This is a genomic window from Desulfovibrio sp. JY (genome assembly GCA_021730285.1).
Lineage (GTDB): Bacteria > Desulfobacterota > Desulfovibrionia > Desulfovibrionales > Desulfovibrionaceae > Solidesulfovibrio.
Window position 1 is genome coordinate 1,100,644 of sequence record CP082962.1, and the last position, 17,444, is coordinate 1,118,087.

Genomic DNA, 17,444 nt, shown 5'->3' on the forward strand with positions numbered 1-17,444 from the left:
GCCGGGGGGCCCGTGGCCCCCCGGCGGGGTGCAGGGGCAGCGCCCCTGTCGGGGCCTGGGGCAGAGCCCCAGCCGTCTCCGCCCCGCCCCCCGCTACCCGGCCAACGTCTGTTCGTAGATCGCTTCGAGACGCGCGGCCACGGCGGGCCAGTTGAGCTCCTCGGCGATAAGCCGGCGCGCGTTTTCGCGTTTGCGATCCCGCTCCGTAGCATCGGTCAGGGCGGTGACGATGGCCCGGCCAAAGGCGGCGGCATCGTCGACCGGGGCGGTGTAGCCGCAGTCGCGCGATTCCATGATGCGTTTGATTTCCCCGACGGCGTTGGACACGACCGGCACGCCCGAGGCGAGGTAATCCCCGAAGCGGATCGGAAAGCGGGCTTTCTCGATGGGGTCGTCGTCCATGGGCAAAAGGAGCGCGTCGGAGGCGGCGAGGTAGGCCGGCACTTCCGTTGGCGGCTTCTCGCCGATGGTGACGATATCCGGGGCGAAGCGCTCCTCGTAGGCGCGCATGCGGGTCTTGAAGTCGTCGGAAATATGGAGCTTGCCGAGGAAAAGGAGCTTGAGGCCCGGGAGGGTCTTTCTGGCCTCGGCATAGGCGTCGAGGAGCGCGAACAGGGACTCGGTGTAGGTGTGGCCCATGGACAGGACGATCTTGTCGTCCGGGGCCAGGCCCAGGGAGGCGCGCGCGTCCGCCTTGTCCGGCATGTCGGCGGCCAGGGTCGGGCAGTTGGGGATGTAGTGGATTTTTTCCTCGGGCAGACCGGCGTCGCGGAATTTCCGCATGAGGATTTCGCTGGCGGCGGTGGCCATGTCGGCCACGGCCGGGAGCCTGTCCTCGGTGAAGTCGTAGAGCGCGCGCACGGGCGCGGGATGGTGCAGGGTGAAGCCGCCCTTCCACATGTCGTCGTGGTCCAGGACGATTTTCACCTTGGGCCGGGCGATGGACGTCAGGAACGTGGGAAAGCTTATGGGATGCAGCGGAAAGGCGAAGGCATGGAGGATATCCATGTCGGCCGTGAGGCATTCCTTGGCGTTTAGAAACATGCGCAGGGTATGGCCGGTGTGGTAGGTGGCGATATTGACGCGCGGCAGGATGCGGATGGTGAGCGAGCCTTCCTTGCGGTCGCGGATGGAGAGCGTGGGCTCGCGCGAGGCGCACAGCAACGTCACGTCGTGACCGCGTTCGGCCAGGTGCCGGGCCAGATGGTAGCACCGGAAATAGGTGCCGTAGCGCTCGGGATTGTGGTTGAGATAAAGAATTTTCATCTAGAGGTTCGTTTTGACGAAGAGTTTTTCGGGAAGCGCCCGCACAAGGGCCATGATGGGCCGCCAGTACCAGGGGGTATAGACCACGGAGCTGCCGGCGTGGATGGCCCGGCGGATGTCGACCGCGACACGCTGCGGCGTCGCGGTCAGCCACTTGGGCGTCGGTGCGGCGGCGGTCATGCGCGTCCTTGTCCAGCCGGGCAGGACGGTCACGACGTGCACGCCCGTCTTGGCCAGCCGGTGGCGCAGGCCGGACAGGGCCACGGTGAGCCCGGCCTTGGCCGCGCCGTAGAGGTAGTTGCTCTTGCGGCCGCGTTCGCCGGCCGGGGAGGACAGGGCGACGATGGTGCCGTGTCCCTGCCGTTCCATGGCCGCGGCCGCGATTTCGAGGATGGAGAGCGCGCCGGTCAGGTTGGTGTCGATGACGGTCCGGGCCGATTCGAAATCGCGCTGGCCGGCCTTCTGGTCGCCGAGCAGGCCGAAGGCCACGACCACGAGGTCCGGGGCCGGGTCCAGGGACTCGTAAAAGGCCTTGTGACCGGCGGTATCCAGGGCGTCGAACGGGCACACGGTCACCTTGACGTCGCAGTCGCAGGCGATGGCCTCGGCCGCAGGCTCCAGGCGCGCGGTATCGCGCGAGGCCAGGGTCAGGGTCGCCTTGTCATGCTGGGCCAGCTCCCGGGCCAGGGCCAGGGCGATGTCGGAATTGGCCCCGAGAATGAGAGCATGGGGCGGGGCATCGTCCGGGGTTAGCACCCTGGGCCGCTTGGGCGGCAGCAGGGTGTTTTTGAGCAGCCGCAGGCCGAACCGGGCGTAGTTGGCCAGGATTTTCGGGTTGCCGCCGGCCTGGAGGATCTTGCGGCCGATGTAGGACGGGCGCAGGTGGAAATCGAGCAGGGTCTTCTTGCGGAAGGCCTCGATCTCTTCCATGGACAGGTGTTTCGTGCCCACGGTCGGGGCGTTGAAATAGTCCTTGCCGAGCACGGTGCCCGGAATGAGCCCTTCCTGGCGGGCGATCTCGTTTAAGTGCGTGCCATAGTACGGAATGGCGATATGGAGTTCCAGGAAGTCGTTGTCGAGGGCGAAGATGTGCTTGCGCGTGGCTTCCAGGTGCTCCCGGCCCTCCCAGGGCAGACCGATGAGGAAAAAGCCGAAGGTCAAGAGCCCCACTTCCTTGGCCCATTTGGTGGCCTGGAGGTTGTCGTTGATTGTTGTGTTCTTGTGGATGCGCGTGAGCGTCTCGGGACTGCCGGACTCGTAGCCGAAGGCCACCAGCCAGCAGCCGGCCTTTTTCATGATGGCCAGGGTGTCGCGCTGAAGCGGTTTGACCTTGGAATTGGCCACCCAGCGAATCTTGCCGGCAAGCGGCGAGTCCAGGATGGCCCGGCAGACGGCCTCGGTCCATTTGGCATCGAAGGTGAAGGTGTCGGACTTGAAGAAGAAGTCGCGGATGCCGTGGGTGAAATAGCACTCCGAGAGTTCGGCCAGGATGTTTTCCGGGGAGCGCAGGCGCAGCTTCTTGCCCGAAATCTTGGGCGTCATGCAGAAAATACAGGCCGAGGGGCAGCCGCGCGAGGTGGCGATGGTGGCTTGCGGTTCGCCGGTATCCGGCCGGATATACAGGGCGTTTTTGATGAGGCTGCGATCCGGAAAGGGCAGGCTGTCGAGGTCGGTTTCCCAGGAGGAAAAGTCCGTCTTGGCCCAGCCGCCATCCTTCCTGTAGAGGATGCCGCGAATACCGGGTACGGCCGCCGGGTCCTCGAAATGGGCCTTGGCCAGTCTCCCCACGGTGAAATCGGATTCCAGACCGATCAGATAGGTGGCGTCGGCGAGGTCGAGCTGGTCGAGCAGGGCATGGTCGGGATCGAAAAAGATCGCGCCCTTGAGCATGACCAGCAGGCCCGGCTTGCGCTTCGCCAGCTCGCCAATGAGGGCCAAGTCGTCGAAAATGGTGGAGTTGGTGATGCTGACGAACACGCCATCCGGGTTTTCGCGCTCGAAATCGGCGAAAAGGTCGTCCGGGTGCAGACGCTCGGTCTGGTAGTCACGCAAAAAGACGGCGAAGCCTTCCTTTTTCAGCGTGGCGGCGGCATAGCCCAGGTCGTTCGGCGCGCGCATGGACGTGGCCGTGGACTGCTCCACATTGCCCTGCGAACGGTCCTCGCCGCGCTGGTAGAACCGGCCCGGCGGATAGAAAAGCATGATTTTTTTCATGGAAGAACGGAGTGCTCCACATAAAGGATGACGTAGCAGCTGGCGATCCACAACACGAGGGACGCCTGGATGAAGCCGTCGCGCAAAAGGACCAGCGTGGGCGAGCCGCTTTTGCACTCCACCAGGGTTATCTGGAGATAGCGCAGCACGCCCATGATGACGAAAATCGCGGTCAGATACAACTTGTCCGAACCGTGCTTGGCGATGACTTCCGGCGAAACGGTGTAGAGGATGTAGCTGACGATGACCACGGCCGCCATGATCATCATGGCGGCGGAGACGAATTCCAGGTTGTAGCCGTCAAGTGACCGGCGCGTTTTTTCGCAGCCGGCGGCGGATAAAAGCAGATCGTCGCGGCGTTTGGCGAAGCCGAGAAAAAGCGCCAGCAGGAACGTCATGAGCACGATCCAGTGGCTGGGGGTGATGCCCGTGACCACGCCGCCGGCAAACACCCGCAGCACGAAGCCCACGGCGATGCAGGCCAGATCGACCAGGGCCTTGTGCTTGAGCCCGAAGCTGTAAAGCAGGTTGATGCCGAGATAGCCGGCCAGGATGATCGTAAACCCGGCCGAGCCGAGCCAGGCCGTCACGAAAGCGCCGGCAACGAGCAGACCGCAGGCAAAGGCGATGCCCTCGGCAGGCGACAACGCGCCCGAAGCCAGCGGCCGGTTGCGCTTGGCCGGATGGGCCCGGTCCTCCTCCACGTCCTTCAGGTCGTTTATGACGTAAACGGCGCTGGCCACGAGACAAAAGGCCACAAACGCCAGCACCGCCCGCGCCACGGCGGCCGGACCGGCCAGCTTCCAGCCGAAAAAAAGCGGCAGAAAGACAAAGGCGTTTTTGATGTATTGATGCGGTCGGGCCAGCTTCAGGCAGGACGCGAACCGTGACGGACGTTTTCCCATAGCACTCCATCCGGCAACAGCCGGCCGGGGAACCATAGCCGGGATCGAACCCGGCTTCAATCGTGGCCGCGCCCCGTATCCGGGGACCGGCGCGGCCAGGGCGCGAGCAGCATGGCGGCAAGCAGCGCCAGGACCACCCAGGCGACCTCGGCCACGGGCACGAGCCTGGCCATGATCGCCTCGTCCCGGAAAACCAGTTCGGCCGGCCCGGACGCGCCCGGCGGCAGCGGGTAGGCATTGGCGAAGCCCAGGCCCCGGATGGGCGCGATGTCATGGCCGCCCAGCTTGAGCCGCCAGCCCGGGTGAAAGGACTCCGCGAAAACGAGATAGCCGCCCTGCCCGGCTGGGATATCCACGGCGTAGCGGCCGGCATTGAGGCGCCGGTACGGCGGGTCGCTTCCTGGCGGCGGCGCACTATTGCCTTTGACCAGTTCGATGCGGTCGCAGGCGGCCTCGGCCGGGCCGCCGATGGCCAGACGCGCCTTGCCGGCGGCGTCGGTGGTCACGGGAATATCCGCCACATCCAGCACGCCGTCGGCGGCAAAGGTCCGGCTGGAGCCGTCCGGCAGGGTGACGGCGTCCCCGGCCCGACCGACGAGGCGCAGATGGGCCGCATACGTTCCCGGGACCGGCGCGGTCAAATCGAAGACCGCCGGCAGCCGGGCCGCCGCGCCAAAAGACAACGTCGCCCCGCCCGGGACAGGCGTATCGGCCACCAGCCGCATGGGATGGTTGGGCGAATTGGCCTGGGAGGAAAGCTGGGCCTGACGCATGGCGAAACGCGCGGTCACGGTCCTGGCCGGGCCCTTGATGACCCGGACCTCACGGCGACCGTAGACATCCTCCCAGCGACCGTCGGGTTTGCCCTCGATGGCGAAAAGCGGAGTAAACGGCCCGCCGTCCACGGACACGGAAGCCCGCACGTAGGACGGCGCGGCCTTGTCGCCGAAAAGGCGCGGATAGGCTTCGAGGGTCAGGTCGGCCACGGGCGCGGGAAAGGCGGCGGTAAAGGTGACCGCGCCCGGCCTGTCGCCTTCCACGGCCACGGTGCCGCCGCCCTGGGGATCGCGCTTGTCCAGCCGGGCGTTTTCGGCCGTCATGGAAACGCCGGCCTGTGGGGCCAGCAGCGGCAGGGAAAGGCGCGGCTGCATGGGGGCGACAGGCCCCCGCATCGCCTCCTCGGCCTCCACGGCCAGCCGCGTTTCCCCGGCCGCGGCCACCTGGCCCATGCGCGCTTTTGCCGCATCAAAGGCGTCCTCGGGCACGGCCAGCAGGCCGGAAACGACCACGCCCCGGCCGGGGACGTCGATGGTCAGGCCATGGGGCGGGCCGGGCTCGAAATCGGCCGTGCCGCAGTCGATCCAGTCGAGGCCCTTGCCGAGTATGCCGGCGTCGAGGTTGGCCACCGGCGCGCCGTCCAGACGGATGTCAGCCCGACCGGCAAAGGGTGCGGCCCCGGCCCGCACAAAGAGGCGCCAGGGGCCGTGGCCGACAAGAGAAAATTCCAGCCGGCCGGGGCCGTCGCTCACCTTGCCGCCGCCGTCGAGTTCCGCCCCGCCCAGGCGCGGGTCGTCGAGCACTTTGCCGGAAAGATTCCCGAACGTTCCCTCCAGCCGCGCGGCCGAGGCCGGCGCAAAGGCGTCGGCCGGCAGATACGGCAGGAGCAGTTCCGGCCAGGACCGGCCCAGCGCCGCTACTCCGGCAAGCTTGTCGTCAAGGCGCGCGACGTCCGCCTGGGTCAGGTCCGAACCGAAAAAGGCCAGTCGGCCGGAAAAATCCGGTTTGGCCGCCACGGATTCGGATAAAAGCAGCGGAAAGCCGCCGGCGGCCAACACGCCCTGCCCGGCCAGCCGCAGCCGGGGCAGAAAATCCGTATTGCGCAGGATGTCGAGCGGCGGTGCGGCAAACCCAGCGTCCGGGGCTAGGTCTGTCTGGGCGGCCACGAACGGAGCCAGGATGTTGCCGGGATCGAACAGCGTCTCCGGGCCGCGCTTGGTGGTCGGCATCCAGCCGAAGGAGCCGTAGGACAGATAGGGCACGCCCGGGTCGAAAATCACGCGCCTGACCGCCGCCAGCCCCAGCAGCCGGCCGAAACGGTCGGTATAGGGCCAGGGCCGCATGAGCACGGTCAGCAGGAAGCGGCTGTAGGGCTCGCCGATAAAGGTCGGGCCCATGACGGCGTCCTTGCCGAGCATGCCGAAATTGCGGGTGACGGCATCGGACGGCGGGGCGGGCACGTCGCCCGTGGGGCCGGCGATGGTCGGCCAGACCGTGATGCGGTAATCGGCCGGATCGTCGGTGAGCGCCCGGGAAAGCGTGCCTTCGGCCGGGGAAACCGGCTGGGGCATGAGCGCCATGGTCTGGGTGGTGGCGTTTTTGGGAATGGCCAGGGAGCCGTTCCAATAGGGCGCGAGGTAGACGGCCAGACAGGCGGCGGCGAAAAGCGCGGCCGCGCCGTCGACCACCCGGTTGCCGCGCCAGATGCTCCGGCGGCCGATGGCGGCCAGTCCCATGCCGACCAGAAGCGACAGCCCGGCGTAATAGAGCGGCAGCCAGCGGACCGGCCGGGCCATGAGAAAAAACACCATGGGCACCCGGTGCAGGATGCGCTCGTAAAAGACCGCTCCGGCCAGGGTCTTGTGGCCGGTCATGAGAATAAAGCCCGAAAGCAGGCCCAGGGCGGCGAAATATTGGAGCCCCTTGTTCCGGTGCCGGTAGGCAAGGCCGGCCAGGGCCAGGAAAAGCAGACCAAAGGCCGCCGCCACCCAGACCGGGGAGTCCTTGAAATTGACCGGATAGGCGTATTCCGTGCCCATGCCGTAATTGTCGGTATGCCCGATCATGGCCTGGCGCGGCGGGGTGGAGAAATGGCGGTAGATGCCTTCGTAATTGGCGCGCAGATCGCTGTCGCCCTGGTGATACTTGATGCTCCCCCCCTGGGACATGGACAGGGCGGCGGGCACGAGCCAGTGGATATGCAGGGCCAGGATCGCCAGCCCGGCCACGACGAATACGAGCAACGGCCTGGCGGATCGCCTGGCGACGACCTGGGCCAGGGTGAAAAGCCCGGTGAAGGCGCCGTAAAAGACGATGCCGAAGGCCGAGGCCGAGCACACCAGCGCGCCGAGCAGGCCGGAGGCCAGGGAATAGCCGAACAACCGCCGGCGAGAGAGGCTGTCCACAGCCCGCTGCAAAAGCAACAGCACCCAGGGCAAAAGGGCCAGGGCGAACCCGGTCTCCTCGATATGGCCGCTGACCGCCAGGGAATACTGGCGGGGATTGAAGGCATAGAGCAGCGCCGCCGCAAGACCGGGCCAAAAGCCGAGCCCCAGCGCCCGGGCCAGGGCAAGAATGCCGCCACCGCCGATGACGGCGTAGACCGGCCCTTGCCATTTGGCGATCAGCGGTCCGCCAAGGGGCGCAATGCCGTCGCGCATGAGGCAGTCGAACCAGCGGGTAATGCCGCTCATCGCCCCGGCGCTGCCGAGGTCGTAATGGGGATTCCAGGCGTGCTTGGAGATGGCGCCATAGCGCTCGATCTCCTGGGGATAGGGAGGGATGGAGTTATCCCAGTTCTCGTAGACCTGGCCCGGAGCCACGAGGACGCCCCGCCAGGACAGCAGGGCGAAAAGCGCCACCAGGGCCACTGCGGCGAAAAACGCCCCACGCCGCGTCACAGCGCTCCTCCAGGCCGGGCCAGGAGCCGGCGGACGAGGCTGCGCGGCCAGGGACAGGACGGGATCACGAATTGGGCGGACACGGCGGCCCGAGAAATTCGCTGGTATAGACAGCGGTTTCCTTTTTCATGATCTCCCGCCAGTCGTATTCGCGCACCACCAGCTCTCGACCGGCCCGGCCGAGATGCGCGGCCAGGGCCTTGTCCTTTATCAGACGCAAAAACGCCCGGGCAAAGCCGTCGACATCGCCGCTTTGGGCAATGAGCGCGTTTTCGCCGTCGCGGGCGATCTCGCCGATGGCCTTGAGCTTCGTCACCACCACGGGCTTGCCGCAGCCCCAATACTCGAAGAGCTTGAACGACAGATAATGGTCGTGGTTGAGGGTGGCGCGAAGGGTCATAGCCCCGATGTCACAGGCACAAAGCACCGCCGGCACGTCGTTGTGGGGAATCCAGCCGGGCAGGACCACGTTGTCCGCAAGTCCCAGCTTCTCGATCAGCGGCCGGCACACCGTATCGAAATACGGGCTGCCGCCGCCGAGAATAAGCAGGCGCGCCTCCGGGTACTCGGCCACAACCTTGGCCAGGGCTTCGAGCAGGATGTCCACGCCGTCGTCATTTTTGATGTCGCCGTGAAAGACCAGTACCGGGGCGTCCTCGGGAATGCCGAGGCGGGCGCGCACGCCGGTGGTGTCGCAGTCGGGGCGAAAGGTCTCGGAATCGGTGCCGTCGGGCACGACATGAATCTTCGCCGCCGGCAGGCCCTGGACGCGCACCAGATGTTCCTTGAGCTGGTTGCTGACCACGAAGACGTGATGGGCCTTGCGCAGCACGAAATTTTCCAGCCAGACAAGGGGCTTGCTGAGTAGCGGCATGTCCGTGCGGGCGATATCGGAATAAAAGTCGGTGAAATCGACGAACACCGGCCGGCGAATCAGCCCGCCCGCGATGATGGCGGCCAGTCCGGCCAGGGGATTCCAGGCGTGCAGGGCGGCGAAGCCCCGGTGGAAGGAACGCCGATACCAAAGTTCGAGAATAACGATGGAGAGAATAGAAGCGACGAAATGCCAGATGCGCACCGGCAGCCGCCACGTGGAATAGAGATGCCTGGCCCAGCCCGGAAACTGGTTCATCCAGATCCATTCCACGAAATAGGAATGGCGCGAGGCAAGATCCTTGCTTGGCGAAACCATATTGACCATGACCCGCTTCTCGGTGATCAGGGCCTTGGCCAGCCAGTACATACGGAGATTGGCCCGGGACACGGGCGGGATGGTGGTTTCGACCAGGATGCCCACCTTGGGGCGGCTGTCCAGATCGAACCCGGGTGGCACCTGTGTGAGGTGTTTTTTCTTGGAGAAAAGCATGCGCTCCGCCAAAACCGGCGTTGTTTCGCGGTTTATTATGTGTTTTTGCGCCCGATGGCAAAGCGCTCCATGCACTGTTCCCCGCCCTTTCGCGCCACCACCAGCAGATTCCCACCGCCAAGCAGCCGCTCCAGCCGCAGCCCCCCGGCCGCGCCCTTGATCAGATGCGCCAAAGGCGAGGCGTAATGCACCCCGCGCACGAAGCGGTGCGGCGCGGCCATGCCCTCGATGGTGCACACCAGGGGTGACAGCCCCGCCCGTGTGACGAGCAGCGCCAGGGACCTGGTGGAGAAAAGGTATAGGTGGCCAGGAAAATAGGAGAAGCCGAATTCGCCGCCGGCAACCATGCCGGAGAGCAGGTTGAGCAGGTTGGACTGCCGGGGGACTTCGACATAAAGCAGCCCCCCCGGCCGCAGCAGGCGCGCGGCCTGGACAAGTGCCCCGCCGGGATCGGGCATGTGCTCCAGGACGTGGTTCATGTGCACGCAGCCAAACCCCGACCCGGGCGCCGAAAGCTCCACCATCTCCCCCACGTGCACCGGCACGCCCAGGCGCGCGGACACCATGTCCGCGGCAACCGGCGCGATGTCGAGCCCCTGGCAGAGGAGTCCCCGCTGCCGGGCCGCCTCCAGGAACATGCCGCGCCCCACGCCCACTTCCAGCACCGGGGCAAGGCCCTCCCCGCCGGCCAGCCGCTCCAGGCGCTCCAGGCGGGCGGCAAAAAGCCGCTCCTGGCAGGCCAGCACCCGCGTCGGATAGCACGTCTCGTAATAGTCCCGGGCATACAGGGCCGCAAGCGCCTCAGGCGTCGGCAGGGGAGCCTGGAATTTCAGGCCGCAGGCACGGCAGCGGCGCAGGCGCACCTGTGCGTCGGCATAATAAGCTGTCGTGTCGTGCGCGCCGCAGACAGGACAGGAAATGGACGCATCAGACATGGACGTCTCCAAACCGGCTTGCAGGCATGGCGATCTCCCTCATGCGGTTTTGCGCCCCACGGCGCAAAGCAAAAGCCCCTTGCCGGCGGCGTCGCCTGCGGCGACAAGGGGCCAGCTGGCCAACGTGGCCGCGCGCGTGGCGAAATCCACCATGGGAAACGCCCGGGCCAAGAGCCCACCGCGCTCCAGGTGCATGGAAGCGGTCAGGGAAGCGGCGGTATCCTGATTGCGACGGCGGCGCAGCCAACCCAGCGCGCCGCTTTTGCGCGCCAGGGACATCAAGGTGAAAAGCCAGGGATTGGGCTGGGACCACGGTCGGGTAAACGTCTCTAGTCGCAGGGCCTCCAGGCCGCAACGCGAAAAAAGCGCGCGGGCGGAGCGACGCGTGAAAAAACTGATATGTTCCGGGGGGCGGATCATATTGTAGGCGGTGCCGAAAAGATCGAAGAGCATGGTGTCGAGCCCCGGGGTCTCGATGCAGACCACCCCGCCCGGGGCGAGATAGCGTTTCACGGCGTCGAGGAACGCCACCGGATCGACGATGTGCTCGATGATGTGGGAGAGGATGACCGCGTCGAAGGCGCCTTCCTCGGCGGCCGGGGGAAAAGCGCCCGGATGGACGGTTAGACCGTAGTGCCGGGCGGCGAACTCCCGGGCCGTGTCGCAGACGTCGGCGCCGACCACAGCATAGCCGTGCTGCTTGAGCCCGTACAACAGATCGCCCCGCTGACATCCGATTTCCAGGATGCGGCGCGGCGCGGGATGGGCGCTTTCGATGCGACGCTTCCACTCCCCGGCCAGGCGGGCGGCGCGGCCGGGCGGCGTGGGCTCGGGCGTCAGATTGTAGTCTTCCTGCTCGTTGTAAAACGCAGCCAGCTCTTCTGGCGTCGGGCGCGGCACGGCAAAGGCAAAGCCGCAGGCCGGACAGGAAAAAAGGCCGAACCGGGCATCCACCCGGCCGTACGGGCGCGTGTCGACGCCGCCGCACAGCGGACAGGCGCGGTCCGCGGCGGAAAGCGCGTCGAACTCAGGCATCAGCCCCTCCGAACCGAATTGTCGTATCGAAATCCATGGCGGCCAGCGTCCGGCCGTAGATGTTCTCCCACAGGTTCTCCCTGGATGCCGCCACCACGCGCCGTCGCATGGTGAAATAGGCCGCGTCATCGCTCAGAAGCCGCACACAGGCCCTTGCCAGCTCCCCGGCATCGTAAGGGATGACCGCGCCAAGATCTCCCTCGCGCACTTCCCGGTGCGAGGGCGGCACCTCGGTGGTGATCACGGGCAGGCCATAACCGATGGCCTCGCGGATCTTCATGACGTCCCCGAACCGCTTCACGCTCTGGGGCATGGGCTTGTAGGGCGCAAGGCTTATGGACGCGGTGCGGGCGGCCGCGATGATGGCAGCCCGGTCCGTGACATAGCCGCGCCAGACGATGGCCCGGGAAACGCCCAACGCGTCGGCCCGGGCCTTGAGCGCCTCCAGGTCCGGGCCGAAACCGAAAATATCCACCACCACGTCGGGCAACGCCGCCAGAATCGCGGGCAGGGCCTCCACAATAAGCTCCACACCGTTTTCCTGACAGATGCCGCCACAATAGAACATCCGCCGCCGGTCCACCTGCTCGTCCGGAACGATGGTCACGCCATCAGGAATGAACCCGTAGGGCACCCACAGCTCCCGGCCCAGGCGCGACATGTCATAGCCAAGGATATCGCGGCGGGCATCGCTGATGGCATAGGTGAAATTCCAAATCCAGTCCGACTGGCGGCAGGCGGTCCGGTCGAGCCAGATATAGAAATCGTTGAGGAACTTGTTTTCAAACTTCCAGGGAGACCAGTCCGAGATGTAATAGGCACTCTCCCGGACCCGCCCCTGACGCTTGAGCAGGCCGCCGCACAGGGCGAGCAGGGATTCCACGCCGATAAAGAGGTCATACGGCCCGAGCCCCTTGGAGGCGGCCCAAAAACAGGCCAGCATATCGCGGACCTTGAGCCGGAAATAGGTCTTCGGCTTGGCCGTTTTCGGCGGCACGGCCAAAGGCGCGGTCAACCAGTCCGACCAGCAGCGCATGCCCCGCGATTTTCCCGCTTCGAAAAGCGTCATCTGGGGCCTATTGAGCATGCCGGGACGCGGCAGGGACAATTCCAGAAACGTCAGCCTGTCCGTTCGCTGGCGGAAAAACTCCAGCAGGGGCCACGCCGGCGAGTTATGGCGCACCCGCTCGCCCGAGGCGTCGGTAATGTCGGAAATGGTGGCGATAAGAACCGACTCAAGCCGCTTCATGACCGTCCATCCCCTCCCGGACCAGCACCACGTAGTGCTCGCGGCGGAAGGCCTCCACAAAGCCCGGGATGTCCAGTTCCTCCAGGGTCACGAACTTGGTGCTGACCAGAAAGTGGGTCAGGCCGTACTTGTCCGCGATCTCGCGCAGGGGCTTTTTGAGAAGCGGCCAGTAGTCCACCAGCTCGTAGACGCCGACGGAATTGTCCGAGAGCAGCGCCTTGCCGTTCGTGAGGAAATACGTCACCGCGTCGGCCAGCCCGTGGGGCAGGCAGGCGATGCGCACCTCGCCGGAAAAGGCGTTTAAGTGGTCGAGCACGGCCCACAAGGCCGGGGTGACGGACTTGTCCGGGTTATCGACCACGAGCTTGATCTGGAAAAAGAGGATCACGGCCAGGCAGCCCGCGCCAACGATCCAGGGAGCCGCCTTGACGATGCCCCAGACGGCCGGATCGGCGGCGAACTTGAGCACCACGGCGGCGGCGGCAGCGGCGGCCGCGCCTGTCGCGTACTCGAGGTAGCGCTGGCCCTCGCCCAGAAAGCGCATATACTTGGTATTAAAGAGGATGCCGAGCACGAACAGGATGACCGACCATTTGACGGCCACGGAAAACCAGGGTGAGACCCCGGCCATGGCCCCGTAGTCGGACAGGAAAAGAGCGGCGAAGGCGTAGATGGCCCAGGGATTGACGGCCAGAAACGGCAGGACCGGGATCTTCCAGATCATGTATTCGATGCGGCGCACGAAGTCGGTGTGCTTTTTCTCCCTGGTCGGGTTGCCGCGAATCTGGTGGGCCAGCCGGTTGTGGATGTTGTACATCCAGAAGGCGATCATGAGCAGCTGGCCGCGCAGGTACTTGAGATAGGCCCCCCGGAAGGCGAAGATGGAAAAGAGCACGCCGACGAGGAACACCAGCAGGTAGCGGGCGGTGTTGTCGATGATGGTGAAGCCGATGAGCCCGAAAAAGAGCACCTGCACGGCCATGCGGTGGGTGAAGGTGAGCAGCGTCACCCCGGCCACGCCGAGGATGAAAGTCCAGACGTTCGGGTGCAGGGCGTAGGCCTGGACACTGAGCATGGCCCACAGGAAAATGAGGCTGCCCGGGGTGCGAAGGCTCAGGTTGCTGGCCTCAAGCGGCACAACCGGGGTCAGCATGTAGAAAATCTGGGCCATATGGCCGCCGATGGGCGCGCCGGTGACGGCATAGCCCAGGCCGTAGACGGTGAGGCTTTGCAGCACGTCGAAGGCCGGGGAGATGAGCCCCTGGTTGCGGTCGAGCCACTTTTTCGTAAAGCGCGAGCAGACGAAGGGCAGAAACGGCGGGTTGTCGACCGAGCCCGGCACGATGTATTTTTCCGGCACGCTGTCCGGATAGCGGCCGTGGCGGCGGATGGCGTCGGCCAGAAGCGCGAAGCGCCAAGTGTCGATGCCGAAGTAGCGGTTTATGAGACGCGGCCAGACTTCGAGGGCGAATCCGGCCAGGGCGATGGCGACGGCCAGCAGCATATCGGTCATGTGGCGTATTCCTGGGTTTGTAACGCCCCGCCGACCGCGGGACAAAGCACGGCCCTCCGGGACGTCATGCCCCGGCGGACGCTTGGCAACGCTCCTTACCGTCGGAGACGAATTTCCTCAAGCACAAGCCTCTCCCCCATAAGGGAGGTCCGGGGGGCCCTCGGCCTCCCGGCGGGGCCTGGGGCAGAGCCCCAGCTTCTCTCTATTATTATTCCCGCGCCATGCGTTCGCGCAGGACCGAGGCGATGAGGTGCACGAGGATCATGTGAACGTCCTCGATGAACTGGTAATTGTCGCTCGGCACGACGAAGCACTCTTCCACCGCGTCCTTGAGCTTGCCGCCGGAGAAGCCGGACATGCCGACGGTGCGCGCGCCGCGCTCCCGGGCCAGATCCAGGGCCTTCAGGATATTGGGCGACATGCCGCCGCCGGAGATGCCCACCACCACGTCGCCGGGGTTGAGCAGATTGAGCAACTGGCCGTAGAAGATGTTCTCGAACCCGGCGTCGTTGCCCCAGGCGGTCATGAGCGGGATGTTGTCGGTCAAGGGCACCACGCGAAAGCCCTTCTTGCCGGGAACGAGGGTGGTCTTGGACAGGTCGGAACAGAAATGGCTGGCGGTCGAGGCGCTGCCGCCATTGCCCATGATGAAAATCTGGCGGTCTTCTTCCCGGGCCTGCCAGATGGTGTCCGCGATGCGGCCGATCTGGTCCTTGTCGAGGCGGCTGACCACGGCCCGCATGCCGAGCAGGTAGCCTTCCGGGGTGATGGTGGCGCTGAACTGCCCGGTGTGGTCCAGGGTCAGCTGGGCCCCGGTGGTCTCGAAGCAGAACGGCAGCCGCTCCAGGCCCATGCCGGTCATGGCGTCGATGACGTCGGCCTGGGCCTCGGGGGGACAGTAGAGCAGCAGAAAGCCGCCGCCGCCGGCCCCGGTGATCTTGCCGCCAAGCGCCCCGGCCTCGCGCGCGGCCGCGTAGTAGCTGTCGATATCGGGATTGCTGATGTTCTTGGCCAGGCTTTTCTTGAAATTCCAGGCCGTGTCGAGCATGCGGCCGAAGCCGTCCAGGTCGCCGGCGGAAAGAAGGTCGCGCATCTGCGCCGCCTGTCCCTTGAGCACGTCGAGGGTGGCGATGACCGAAGCGTCGCTGACTTCCATGGACTTCTTCTGGCCCTTGAGGATGCTGGCCGAATCGCGCTGGGCCCCGGTGTGAAAGAGCAGCAGCCGGTGTTCCAGGGCACTCAGGACCCCGTCCGGCAGCGTCACCGGCGTAACGGTCACGCCGTCCTTGGTAAACGTCATGTAATTGAGCCCGCCATGGGCCGCCGCGTACTGGTCCTGCATGCCGATGGGCCGGCCGAGCATGCCGATCTCCACGTCCGAGGCGATCTCCGCCAGTTCGGCCTTGGAGTGGCTCTCTCCGGTGAAGGTGGCCACGGCCTGGACGATGCTGACGGTCACCGCGCCGGAAAGCCCGAGCCCGGAGCCCGTGGGCACGTCGCCCTTGAGCGCCATGTACACACCGCTTGCCACGCCATAGCGCTTGAGCACGGCCTTGGGGATCTTGAGCGCACCGGAAAGATTGGCCTTGGCCATGTCCGGGAAGCGCTGATGCAGCTGGTAATCCGAGGAAACGATCTCCACCGGAGCGTCCTTTACGGGCTCGACGATGGTGTAGAAATACTTGTCGATGGTGACGGACAGCACCGCGCCGCCGTGGCGTTCGTAGTAGGCGGGCAGATCCGTGCCGCCGCCGCCGAAGCTCAAGCGAACCGGAGCCTTGGAAATGATCATGCGAACCTCGTTTCAGGGGCGTCCGCCCCGGTGGATACGTAGTGGAACCTGGAGAAATGCGCCTCGGGCATGAACCCGTTTTTTTCGTACATGCGGCAGGCCGGCTCGTTTTCCGCCTCGGTGGTGACCACAAGGCGCGCGCAGCCGGCCCTGGCCGCCGCCGCCAGCACCCGGCCCATGAGCCTCGATCCGACGCCGCGCCTATGGACGAGCACGGACACGATGTCCACCGCCGCCTCGTCCCCATTGAGCTTGAAACTCACGAAGCTCTCGCCGTCGTAGACCTTGCGGATGACGGGGGAAGCCAGGGAATTGGCGATCCAGGCCGCCTGGAACCGGTCCCGGCCGGCCTTTTGCACGGCGGCGTCCAGATTGAAGCGGTCGTAGACCAGATTGTCCACGTGCCGGGAAACGGCCCCGGCCGGCAGGCGGTTCTCCGTGGTGTCCCCCGGCTCGACGGCATCGGCGGGATCGGGGGCCACGTCCGGGGGCACATCCCGGCCGTAGCGGATCTGGATGCAGACCTTGCGGAAGCCGTTTCGCTGCAAAAAAAGATCGGCCTCCCGGTCGGAGGCGGCAATGCGCGCATCGGCCATGACGCGCGGCATGGCGCGAAGCGCTTTTAGCTCCGGCCCGAGCAGGGCATAATCCAGGCGCGTCACCCGGAAAAAATCCAGGCCGAAGGCCTCGGCATCAAAGGCCTGCCGCTCAAGGCACGCAAAATTCATGACCGCGTCTCCGCTCCACTCCCTTCGCCCGGGCCGGCATCGGCCACATGGCGCTTGGCCCGCTCGTACTTTTGCGGCGAACCGATGTCCATGACGTAGCCGTCCAGGACATGGCCGTAAAGCGGCTCCCCGGCGGCCAGCATGGCCGGAAAGACGTCGTGGCCGAAGTCGCAGAAGCCGGATTCGGGAATGTAGTCGAGGACCTGCGGCGACATGACGTACAGGCCGGCATTGGCCAGATCGGTAAAGGCGACCGGCGGTTTTTCCACGAAGCGCCGGATGCGGCCCGTTTCGTCGCGGTCGACCAGCCCGCATTCGGTTGGGTTGTCCACCCGGTAGAGCCCGACGGTCGCCGTCGCGCCGCTTTGGGCATGGGCCGCGGCCACGGCCGCCAAATCGACCTCGAAGAGCACGTCGCCGTAGATGACGAAAAAAGGTTCGCTGAAAAATTCCCGGAAGCTGTTGACCGCCCCGGCCGTGCCGAGGAGTTCGGCCTCCAGGCCATAGAGCAGCCGCACGCCAAGGGCCGCGCCGTCGCCGAAATGATCCATCACCACATGGGGCAGGTAGTGGAGGTTGACGGCGATGTCGCGCACGCCAAAGCGGGCGCATAGCCGCACCAGATGCTCGAGCAGCGGTTTCCCGGCCAGCGGCACCATGGGCTTGGGCATGACGTCGGTCAGCGGCCGCAGCCGCGTCCCCAGGCCGGCCGATAAGATGAGCGCGCGTGTAATCAAGATATGATGTGCCTCCGGCGGCCAGGA

General features: G+C 65.7%; 12 protein-coding genes. All 12 read right to left on the reverse strand.

Features of this window, described 5'->3' with window-relative positions:
• Positions 1 to 93 precede the first annotated feature (93 nt).
• Positions 94 to 1,266 (reverse strand): glycosyltransferase family 4 protein, encoded by a 1,173-nt coding sequence (locus K9F62_04955; protein ID UJX42038.1) that lies wholly within the window; start codon positions 1,264 to 1,266, stop codon positions 94 to 96.
• A complete protein-coding gene (locus tag K9F62_04960) occupies positions 1,267 to 3,480 on the reverse strand; it encodes an SDR family oxidoreductase (GenBank protein ID UJX42039.1) in 2,214 nt (737 codons plus the stop codon).
• A complete protein-coding gene (locus tag K9F62_04965) occupies positions 3,477 to 4,385 on the reverse strand; it encodes a decaprenyl-phosphate phosphoribosyltransferase (GenBank protein ID UJX42040.1) in 909 nt (302 codons plus the stop codon). The genes K9F62_04960 and K9F62_04965 overlap by 4 nt, the downstream gene beginning before the upstream one ends.
• Positions 4,386 to 4,441: 56 nt before the next feature.
• The gene (locus K9F62_04970) at positions 4,442 to 8,062 is read right to left on the reverse strand and encodes a hypothetical protein (protein UJX42041.1); all 3,621 of its coding nucleotides are present in this window, start codon (positions 8,060 to 8,062) and stop codon (positions 4,442 to 4,444) included.
• Between the two features lie 64 nt (positions 8,063 to 8,126).
• Positions 8,127 to 9,428 (reverse strand): glycosyltransferase family 4 protein, encoded by a 1,302-nt coding sequence (locus K9F62_04975; GenBank protein ID UJX42042.1) that lies wholly within the window; start codon positions 9,426 to 9,428, stop codon positions 8,127 to 8,129.
• A 35-nt stretch (positions 9,429 to 9,463) separates the two neighbouring features.
• Entirely contained in the window at positions 9,464 to 10,363 is a 900-nt protein-coding gene (locus K9F62_04980) for a class I SAM-dependent methyltransferase (protein ID UJX42043.1), read from the reverse strand.
• A 39-nt stretch (positions 10,364 to 10,402) separates the two neighbouring features.
• Positions 10,403 to 11,398: a class I SAM-dependent methyltransferase gene (locus K9F62_04985; GenBank protein UJX42044.1), complete on the reverse strand. Its 996-nt coding sequence runs from the start codon at positions 11,396 to 11,398 to the stop codon at positions 10,403 to 10,405.
• Positions 11,391 to 12,647, reverse strand: coding sequence for a glycosyltransferase family 4 protein (locus tag K9F62_04990; GenBank protein ID UJX42045.1), 1,257 nt, complete (start codon positions 12,645 to 12,647; stop codon positions 11,391 to 11,393). Before K9F62_04990 ends, K9F62_04985 begins: the two co-directional genes overlap by 8 nt.
• The gene (locus K9F62_04995) at positions 12,634 to 14,160 is read right to left on the reverse strand and encodes a hypothetical protein (GenBank protein ID UJX42046.1); all 1,527 of its coding nucleotides are present in this window, start codon (positions 14,158 to 14,160) and stop codon (positions 12,634 to 12,636) included. The genes K9F62_04990 and K9F62_04995 overlap by 14 nt, the downstream gene beginning before the upstream one ends.
• Positions 14,161 to 14,368: 208 nt before the next feature.
• Entirely contained in the window at positions 14,369 to 15,952 is a 1,584-nt protein-coding gene (locus K9F62_05000; GenBank protein UJX42047.1) for an SIS domain-containing protein, read from the reverse strand.
• The gene (locus K9F62_05005) at positions 15,949 to 16,680 is read right to left on the reverse strand and encodes a GNAT family N-acetyltransferase (GenBank protein ID UJX42048.1); all 732 of its coding nucleotides are present in this window, start codon (positions 16,678 to 16,680) and stop codon (positions 15,949 to 15,951) included. Before K9F62_05005 ends, K9F62_05000 begins: the two co-directional genes overlap by 4 nt.
• The gene (locus K9F62_05010; GenBank protein UJX42049.1) at positions 16,677 to 17,417 is read right to left on the reverse strand and encodes a nucleotidyltransferase family protein; all 741 of its coding nucleotides are present in this window, start codon (positions 17,415 to 17,417) and stop codon (positions 16,677 to 16,679) included. Before K9F62_05010 ends, K9F62_05005 begins: the two co-directional genes overlap by 4 nt.
• Positions 17,418 to 17,444: the final 27 nt, after the last annotated feature.